This is a genomic window from Lichenifustis flavocetrariae (assembly GCF_026130545.1).
GTDB classification, from domain to species: Bacteria; Pseudomonadota; Alphaproteobacteria; order Rhizobiales; family Beijerinckiaceae; genus Lichenihabitans; species Lichenihabitans flavocetrariae.
This window is the reverse complement of the sequence record NZ_JAMOIM010000089.1, coordinates 1-8,887: the sequence shown is the minus strand read 5'-3', so window position 1 is coordinate 8,887 and position 8,887 is coordinate 1. Positions and strand designations below refer to the sequence as shown.

The window sequence follows — 8,887 nt, the reverse complement described above, 5'->3', positions numbered from 1 at the left end:
CAACGCCAAGGAGGCTCCCTGAATCATATCGGATTTCAGGCCGTCAAATAGCTCACTGATTTCATGCGTAACCCCTGCGATGGTCGAAGCGAGCTGGCCACGGTCTTGCAGTTTTTGCGGCCGGGTGACGAGTTGGTTGTTACACGCCTCGACCGGCTCGGTCGCGATACTCGTGACGTCCTGAATTTGATCCACGAGTGCGAGCAGCGGGGGGCGTTCGTGACCGTCCTCGACCCGCATGTTTCGACCCGCGGCGAGATGGGCCACATCGTCCTAACCGTTCTCGGAATGGTCGCGCAAATGGAGCGCCGCTTCATCAAAGAACGTCAGCGGGACGGCATCGAACGGGCAAAGGTCGAAGGTGTCTACCAGGGCGGTAAGCGTCGGATCGATCGCGAACGAATTCTTGCGCTTCACTCGAACGGCGCTGGGGCGACGACGATTGCGAAGGCGCTCGGCTGTTCGCGCATGCAAGTTTATCGCGTTCTTCAGAGTTGAAGCCAGAGCCTGCATCCGAATTCGTGAATACGAATTTCACTTCGGCAACCGGCCAATAGGGAATGACGGCTTTCGTACAGGATTGCGAAGATAGCGGCCGTTCGAGCGAGCAATTGTTCGAGGAAACATCGTTGTTGACGAGGTCGCGATCATCGACGAACGGGTCCGTAACGCAGCTCGACAAACTGATGTCTGCAGAGAACTGATGTCAACGCCTAGCGTGGGACGGATCGTGGCTCTCACCTATCAGGCGGCCATCGACCAACCAGATCGCTTCAGCTCGTCGAAGTCAGTCGGCGCTTCTTTCGGCCTGACACCACGACGCTACCAATCCGGAGAAACCAATCGGGTGGGCGCCACTAGTCGGGCCGGCGATCCGTTCGTGCGCGTCGCCCTCTATGAGGCCGCACACGTCATGCTGACGCGATCTGCGAAGTGGTCGAGCCTGAAAGCCTGGGCTGTGAAACTGGCTCAGCGACGAGGTCTGAAGCGCGCCAAGGCCGCGCTCGCCCGAAAGCTCGCCGTGATCCTGCATCGCATGTGGGTCAATGGAACCGGCTTCCGCTTTACCGCAGCCCCGGTCTCGCCTGCAGCCTGATCGGAGACCACAACACCAAAATTCATCATGACACCGAGATCGGCCCCCGCAAGGGACGTGCCTCGTGAGGGACGATGGCGCCGAGAGACCGCTGGACGCCTGGAGTGCGATATCGCAACTCCGCCTGGGAGATCGGTCCTCTTCGCCTCACGCCAATCGCATCATGTGACAGCCACCCCGCCGATCACGAACAGCAGCATGCCCGTCGCGAGAGATCACGATCAAACTTAACCCGAACATCCAATGATAGAAGGTGTCCCACCTTCTGCTACGGTATATCAGACTTACTAACCTCCGGAGAATACGGGCGGTTCAAGTGCGGTGCTAAGTTCGACTCAGACCAACATCAACAAGCAGGCCACCTTCGTTCCGGCTTTGTCGGACGCGATCACGAAGGGGTTCGCTTGTCAACGCGGATATGAGGGTGGCTTCGACCCGGCTGCAGGCTCGGCAACCAGAACAGCCAGCTCATCCCCACGCTCTTCCAGTAATAACCAAAAACGAGTCGACGCAGGAAGGTGCGCCTCTTGACACTGCTTACGTCTCGCCGATTCACGCTGCAATTAGAGCCCGCACCGCAATCGCCCTTCACAAAAATTGCGAACCGATTCTATCATTCAACCTCCCGGTGCACCTAATTCCCAGTCCACAATCCTCTCAAGATACCTTTGAGACGGCGACTGAACGATTTTTGCGCAACCGACTGCTCGACCTCCATTCGGGTGTGTAACATTGACTTGATAAGATTGCTTTCCATCCTGTCGTAGGCTGAAGATCGCGAGGTGCCGCTGCGATCACCCGAAATCAATGAACTTGGAAGCTCTTCCGGCGAGTTCTTGACCAAGCCAACTTGTTGCGCGACTACAACGACAGGAAACGCGGGAGGCTCTAAATTGTTGTCATTGTGAGACTGTTCCTCAAGCGACTCTAACAAAGCCGGTTGTTTCGATGCACCCTTGTCCCAATGGTCATCGTCGATCCGACGAGTCGTTTCTCCTGTTTCGGCGTCGCTTTCGGCTTCTTCCTGGTGCTGAACCTCCGGCGACGCTTCCTGAACCTCAATGTGAACCGCGGGACGAATTGCTCGCTCACCTCGACGTTTTGATAAGGCGATGGGCAGCGCAAGTTCGACGACCGTTCCCACACCCTTCTCACTTTTCAGTGTAAGCTGGCCGCCTGACTGTTCCGCCAACCCAAGCACCATCGACAAACCCAAGCCGGTTCCCATTCCCAGCTTCTTAGTGGTGAAGAACGGCTCCAAGGCATGTGCCAGCGTCTCGTTGTCCATTCCTTGGCCGGTGTCCGATATTGCGACTACCACAGACCGCGGTGAGGAAGCCACTGGGTCAGAGTAGGAACTCTCTCTGGCGGTGATGGTGATCGTCCCGCCGCTCGGCATTGCATCGCGGGCATTGATCACCAGGTTGATGAGCGCAAGTTCGAGTTGATGAGGATCCACATCGATCGGGGGCAGGTCGATCGGAAATCGTGTTTCGATGGAGATGGTCGACCCCACGGATTGTTTCAAAAGCCTGCCCATACCCTGAATCAGAACGGGTATTTCGACTTCGTCGGAGGGGTGGACACGCTCGCGTGCAAAATTCAGCATGCGCTTTGTCAGGGCCACGCCTCGTTCCGCGCCCAGCAAGGCTTTGTCGATGGTCGGCGCCAGCTTTGCGTCGGAGGACGACTGCATCCGTAAGGTTTCGAGATTGCCGAGCACGGAGGTTAGCACGTTGTTAAAATCATGCGTGATTCCCGCGTTAAGTTGACCGATGGCCGCGATTTTTTGCGATTGGAAAAACGCTTCTCGCGTACGTTCAAGCGCAGATTGCGACCTTACCTGTTCCGTCATGTCGCGGGTGACCTTGGCAAAACCTAGAAGCAACCCTTCAGTATCTAAGATAGGAGTGATCACGACATTGGCCCAAAACCGGCTGCCGTCCCTGCGAACCCGCCAGCCCTCCTTTTGGAATCTCCCGTCTCTGACCGCCCATCGCAAATTGCGCTGCGGCTCCCCGGAGCTGCGGTCCTGATACATGTAGAAGTCGGAAAAATGACGGCCCACTATCTCGGCCTCTCGATAGCCATTGATGCGCTCGGCACCCTGATTCCAATTCACAACCACACCCTGAGTGTCGAGCATATAGATCGCGTAATCCGTCACTGCCTGAACGAGATGTGCAAACCGCTGTTCGCTCTGCCGCAAAGCATGCTCGGCACGCCGGCGCTCACTCAGATCTCGCGTGATCTTCACAAACCCTAACGTTTGCCCGCCTGGACCAGTTACGACATTGATGACGGCCTGAGCCCAAAAGCTGGTTCCATTCTTTTGAACACGCCATCCTTCGCTCTCGAAGCGGCCATCACGGGCCGCCGTTTCGAGGGCCAAGGCGGGAAGGCCCGCCTTTCGGTCTGACGGTGTAAAGAAACGAGAGAAGTGCTCTCCGAAAATCTCGGCTTCGGTATAGCCTTTGATGCGCTCCGCGCCGGTGTTCCAACTGCAAACTCTGCCATCAGCGTTAAGCCGGTAGATCGCAAAATCGATCACGGAATCAATAAGCAGTCGATCGTGCTCGTGTGGAGCGGGCTCGCTAACCTTCGACGCAGCAATTGTCATAAACCAACTCACCGACTATTTAGAACTAGGATACGAATTATCGGGCATCGCTTATTCTTCACACTCGATCAAAATCGGGAAGACGTATTCCCGGAACTGTGATTATGCCCACTTAAATGGCGCCTGGAGGTCTAGTAGCCATTGCCGCCAGCGATCAAGCGTGCTAGGATCAAAAAATCGTCGGTCGGGATTATAGGCATCGACGACAGAGAGAGATTTGCGCTCCCGCCCTGCGGCAGGAGAGCGCTTTGTCTGTTAATATCAATGGTAATCGTTTCTTAGCGTCTCTGTCCGTCACCGACTATCCGCTACTTCATCGGCATCTTCGACCCTTTGACATGATGCCCGGAGCGGTATTGGTAGAAGCCGGCGGTGACATTGATCGTGTCTATTTCCCCCATAGCGGAATCATCTCGATTGTAGTCCGACTAACCGACGGCCAAACTGTTGAGGCCGCTATGATCGGTCATGACGGCGTCTTTGGATGTACGTCAGCGCTGAGTGGACTAACCGCGACCAGTACGGCTATGATCCAGATGGCCGGAAGAGCTTCGACACTTGAAAGTAGGTTTCTTAGGGCCGAGGCCCTGCGGAGCCCACTCCTGCTCGATATGATCATTCGTCATGAACAAATGGTGTATGGGCAGGCGTTGCAATCGGTGGCGTGCAATGCTGTTCACACCATCCGGTCGCGCTTGCCGCGCTGGCTTCTGCATGCGCGGGATCTTGCGGGAAGCGGGAAGCTGACATTCTCTCAGGATCTCCTGGCCCAAATGCTGGGCACCCATCGAAACAGCGTATCGATCGTTGCAAACGAACTCCTGCAATCTGGTCTCATTCACTATAGCAGAGGCCACATCCAGATCTTGGACCCGGTCGGACTTCGGGAAAAATGCTGCGAATGCTATAAGCTCCAGAAGAACAGGCCGGAGATGTTGATTAATAAAATTAAGCTAGATTGTCTTGAAATGCAATAGTAGCCGGAATCTGTGTTTTGGGTTGGTAGCTAGTTTGAGGAGCGTTTACCGGCCCCGTACAGTTAGACATCGAAGTTGATCCTAAGCGGAGATCGTCGAGGGTGAAAGCAGGTGCTGCCGGACGGCGGTGGGCGTGCGATAGTCGAGACGCCCGCTCAGCCGATACGTGTTGCAAGTCTTCTTAGAGGCGCGTTAGCCTGACAACCTAAGTTTTCGTCTTACGTAACGGGAACAAACACGGCTATTTTTGTCAAAATAACGGACTTAATCCTCCGTATTAGATTTTGCATAGGAATACTCCCAAACCAAGGCACCGGTGGAGGGTGATACCAATCTTGAGGTTATACAAGATTCATATCGCGATGTCCGTCGAAGAGATCGCGGATTTTCTTGAAACCGGGCTTGCTTCAATTCCGAACTATGGACGGGCTGATGTCGTACCACATCCCGACCCACGTTCTCGCCGGCGGCGGGCGTGCAGCAACGCCGGTAGTTGTCCCTAATCAGGCTATCCTTGTGGAGGTGGCCCTTGGTCAGGCGGCGTGAAGCAAGGTCGCGACGCGCTGGTCAGAGGCCTACTGGGTTCTTCCCGACAGTACCTCTCGACTGTCGTCTAGCTTGGCATCTTGAACCGCGTTGATGACGTCGAATGGCTGCCAGGGCTTGGCAACAAACTTGACGTTGGCTGGCAAATCCTCCGGGCGTTCGGGAAGCTCCCCTGATGTCAGCACCACTGGAATTTTTGGTAAGGCGCTCGACACAGCTCTGACCACTTGCAGTCCATCCGCTCCCCCGCCCAATTTGAGATCAGTGAAGATGCAGGCAACCTCTGCTTCATGCTTTTGAACGAACTCAATCGCGTCCTCGCCGGTCGCATAGGTTTGCACCGTCATTCCAGCAAGGTCGAACAACTCTGCGGCCTGGAGGCGGAGAAGCACATCGTCTTCGATCACCACAACAACTTGTTTAATGCCCATGAACAGGCTCCAAAGCTCTCACCAATGCGCGGTCTGATTCGGGAACAAGCTGCCTGGCGAGGGAGTGCCTCTCATGCCGCCCCCAGCCTTCAACCGTCGCCGAAATCAACAATCGTGCTTATAGCATCATTCCCCGAGCTCACCTCACCCAGCCTTGCGCTCGCGCTTCAGCTTTGGGGACCGTGCGAGCCTGCGGGCCTAGCTTATCAGCATCTGGATGAGGACCTATGCTCGACAATGTCACATCTTCGACGTCCGTGACTACAGCGTTGACGTCGTGGATCTGCAAAACAAACACGTAGCCGTCCTCGTGTTGAACAACGATCCGGCCTACCCGGGCATGAACGCAACTTTCATATCGTTGGCTCCGGCTACGCGAAGTGGCTGGACGCCGGGCCTTCTGGATGGTCAGAGACTGCGATGTCACAACCAGTGAACAGTTTCGTCAGACTCCGGCTCGGGCAATTCATCGAATGGTTCGCCGACGGTTGGACCGCGACTGCGGGAGGCTTTTTCGTTCTCAATCTGCAACGCCCTTTCCTCCGGCGAGGGGCGCGGTGTCCGCGATCCGTCTTCAGTCTCTATCTGCCGAATTGGCTTTCGTCGTTCATGTCGACTTCCCAATTTCTGATGCATTCGCAATCGTAGGTCGGCCGAAGCTAACGTTCCACACAACCCACCCGCAACTCAGTGCGACCCGGCGTGTTTAACGCATCGAGGTAATCTGTTCAGTTTTCGACCAGCTCTGGCATAGCTTTCGCACTCTGGCTCCGACAGAGCTCGGTGGCCTTCAATCGTCCGGCAAGATTGCCCCAAGAAATGACGAAACGAAGGCGAAAGCTGCATCTTTTCGAATTCCATACTGGCCCTTCAGTAGAGCGGGCCGAGGGTTCGAATGGCTGATCGGATTCCTGATTGCGGTGGGTCGCAGGTTTGGCTGGACGGCTGCATCACCGGCCACGGCCGCCGGTTAGGTGGAAGGCGACAGGAAGACCCTCGATGTCGGTCTTGAGGTCGATCTTGGTTGAGAAACAACCCCGTTACGGACCGAGCGCCTGATCGTTCTGCTCCCTTTTGCGGCCGCCCCAAAAACATGGGCGCGCATCACGGTGGATCAAACATCTGCACGAGATAGGCGGTCTCGCTCAGACCGGCCAGCGCTTCGAAGAAGGCCTCGAATACCTCGGCTTCACGATGCCGCCAGAACCGTTTCTGAACCGAATTGCAGAGGCCGAGCTCCCTCGGAAGGGTAGCTACGAGAGGTCGTGTAACGTGAAATCACGCATCGCTTCGAGAGTCTTGAGATCGTCGCGCCCGTTACCGCTCTGGCGTGAGCGCACCGTACGAAGCACTAACACGGCGACGGCCCAAGGCTTGTCTGTCATCCGTGCCAGCATCGTAGACCCCACGGAAACCGACCCGATATGAACGACCGTTCAAGCCAGTTGGGAACCCACTGTTACAGAAGTAGGCCGATGCCGTCCACGCTGCCTTAAGTATGCGAAGTTCATGATCATTCATGACAAAACGTGATCCGATCGCAAAATGACGAACTAACATTCTTGATCACTTTCTTTTGAACTTTTGTTTGTTTTTGCAACGTGCTTAATTGCCGACGGGGCGAATCTGTATGGGGTGCAGTCGGTATGTGTTTTGATTATTCGCGATCTAGGCATCTTCTCTGTTAGCCGTGCTCTAGAGGGCGCGACACGCTATCAGAAGAGTGCGCTTCTTACTTGTAAACATCATTCGCCCCTTTTGGGTATGCGATACAAAGGGGGATTTGCATTGCCTATAAATCAGCAAACGCGCGCGGCTATTATTGAGCGTTCGGCCCAAGCAATCGCGAATACTGTGAACCTTCCTCGTAGGGTTCGCCAGATTTCTGATGGGGCACGCAATGACCGGATGACGAGTGTTCAAGTGAAAGCAGCATTCGCTGCAGCCAGTGCCGCAACATCGGAACTGTTCGATCTGCTGAACTCACTCGAAGTCGAACTGGAGAAGCTGAGGGCCGCGCAAATTGACTGGCTCAAACCGATCAGGCGTTGGACCGATCGGCGGAAGGCCGAGGTGCTCGGCGCGATAGCGGCCGGTCGCGTCACAGAAGCCGAGGCCATCGCCACGTACGGTCTTTATGGCGCTGAACTTAACCGATGGAGAGAGCGTCTGGGCCAAGATGGCGGTTACGTTGGGCGGTGCTACGGCCGCGACGGATCGGACAGGATGTATCGCTGAGGTCGGCGGTACCGGCCAATCATACAGGCTCCGGTTCACGATATCTGGGATCGGGCTCCGTGAGGTCCAGCCTGTGAACGGGCGACATCGAGCACAAGGATCGATCGTTGATTCCAAAGCAATTCGTGAACGCGCGCCTCCCTGATCGGCAGACGCTGGCTGTCGCGTTGGTCATCGGGGGATTGGCGACTGGGGTCGTTTGGGCTGTCACCTTGATCGGGATGGTGGCAGCAGGTTTATGGTGGGCAGTCCCGTGAACAAAGTCCGGGCAGAAGCGGATCGGCTCCTCCCTCATAACGAAGAATAAGGATCAGAAGCTGCCTTGTGATTGGCCAGGGCCTTTCAAGTGAGGCCGCAAGGTGATGACCAGCCGCTCCCGGTCCCAAAGCTCCCAAACGTGTCCGATGACCATCCGAAATGTTTGATGCACGGCGTCTTTGTCTGAAGTCGCCGTGAGCTCGAGGACCGCCAGACAATGACCATCGTCTCCGATTTCATAGGCACGGTACTTTGAGCTTGAGCCTTCATCATAACCAGGTTGGATGCTCATACAAACCACCATTCATCAGATGATCGCTGTTTCCAAAATTGTCGGAAGGAGCGCTGATATGACAACATCGGGTTAAATTACGAATTAAGATAGCTTAAACTTTCTCATTGCTGCGGAATATTTCTCTCGAGAGAGATCTTGTCACGAATAGCTAGACAACGCTGCCTTAATCTGGTCGCCTGCGGGCAGGCACCATCGCGGAGTGCAGGTGCGTTCGCTGCTGAGCTGTGGATCTCGAACAGGGTAAGCCTAGTGTTCCAACCTGAACAAAAGATAACCCTCCGCTCCTGGCGTCTCAGGAGTGCGATCAAGCCGACTGAGCGGGTACTAAGCGTTCCACTCAGAACACTAGCCGGCCCTATTCACGGACGCGCTTGGATTTCGGCCAGTTTGGCGGCCCGATGCTTGCGGTCGAGGGTCATCGTGCAG

At 55.6% G+C, this 8,887-nt stretch carries 6 protein-coding genes and 1 pseudogene; 4 read left to right on the top strand and 3 right to left on the bottom strand.

All coding sequences use genetic code 11. The features are described from left to right. Positions 1 to 63: 63 nt before the first annotated feature. Both M8523_RS35080 and M8523_RS35075 read left to right on the top strand, forming a co-directional pair. A complete protein-coding gene (locus tag M8523_RS35080; RefSeq protein WP_282589440.1) occupies positions 64 to 498 on the top strand; it encodes a recombinase family protein in 435 nt (144 codons plus the stop codon). A 184-nt stretch (positions 499 to 682) separates the two neighbouring features. Further along, positions 683 to 1,096 (top strand): annotated as a pseudogene (locus M8523_RS35075) (transposase); the annotation flags it as partial. A 634-nt stretch (positions 1,097 to 1,730) separates the two neighbouring features. Here M8523_RS35075 and M8523_RS35070 read toward each other — a convergent pair. Further along, positions 1,731 to 3,716: a PAS domain S-box protein gene (locus tag M8523_RS35070; RefSeq protein WP_282589439.1), complete on the bottom strand. Its 1,986-nt coding sequence runs from the start codon at positions 3,714 to 3,716 to the stop codon at positions 1,731 to 1,733. A gap of 248 nt (positions 3,717 to 3,964) precedes the next feature. Here M8523_RS35070 and M8523_RS35065 point away from each other — a divergent pair, with 248 nt between their 5' ends. After that, positions 3,965 to 4,693 (top strand): Crp/Fnr family transcriptional regulator, encoded by a 729-nt coding sequence (locus tag M8523_RS35065; RefSeq protein WP_282589438.1) that lies wholly within the window; start codon positions 3,965 to 3,967, stop codon positions 4,691 to 4,693. Positions 4,694 to 5,268: 575 nt separating this feature from the next. Here M8523_RS35065 and M8523_RS35060 read toward each other — a convergent pair. Next, the gene (locus M8523_RS35060; RefSeq protein ID WP_282589437.1) at positions 5,269 to 5,670 is read right to left on the bottom strand and encodes a response regulator; all 402 of its coding nucleotides are present in this window, start codon (positions 5,668 to 5,670) and stop codon (positions 5,269 to 5,271) included. A 1,584-nt stretch (positions 5,671 to 7,254) separates the two neighbouring features. On the opposite strand from M8523_RS35060, the gene M8523_RS35055 reads away from it, so the two are divergent. Further along, positions 7,255 to 7,908 (top strand): DUF1153 domain-containing protein, encoded by a 654-nt coding sequence (locus tag M8523_RS35055; protein ID WP_282589436.1) that lies wholly within the window; start codon positions 7,255 to 7,257, stop codon positions 7,906 to 7,908. Positions 7,909 to 8,218: 310 nt separating this feature from the next. Here M8523_RS35055 and M8523_RS35050 read toward each other — a convergent pair whose 3' ends face one another. Next, the gene (locus M8523_RS35050) at positions 8,219 to 8,458 is read right to left on the bottom strand and encodes a hypothetical protein (protein WP_282589435.1); all 240 of its coding nucleotides are present in this window, start codon (positions 8,456 to 8,458) and stop codon (positions 8,219 to 8,221) included. Positions 8,459 to 8,887 lie beyond the last annotated feature (429 nt).

Excerpts from the sequence above, each read along its gene's own strand:
- M8523_RS35080 (WP_282589440.1), top strand. The coding sequence starts at position 64 with ATGCGTAACCCCTGCGATGGTCGAAGCGAGCTGGCCACGGTCTTGCAG.
- M8523_RS35070 (WP_282589439.1), bottom strand. The coding sequence starts at position 3,716 with ATGACAATTGCTGCGTCGAAGGTTAGCGAGCCCGCTCCACACGAGCAC.
- M8523_RS35060 (WP_282589437.1), bottom strand. The coding sequence starts at position 5,670 with ATGGGCATTAAACAAGTTGTTGTGGTGATCGAAGACGATGTGCTTCTC.
- M8523_RS35050 (WP_282589435.1), bottom strand. The coding sequence starts at position 8,458 with ATGAGCATCCAACCTGGTTATGATGAAGGCTCAAGCTCAAAGTACCGT.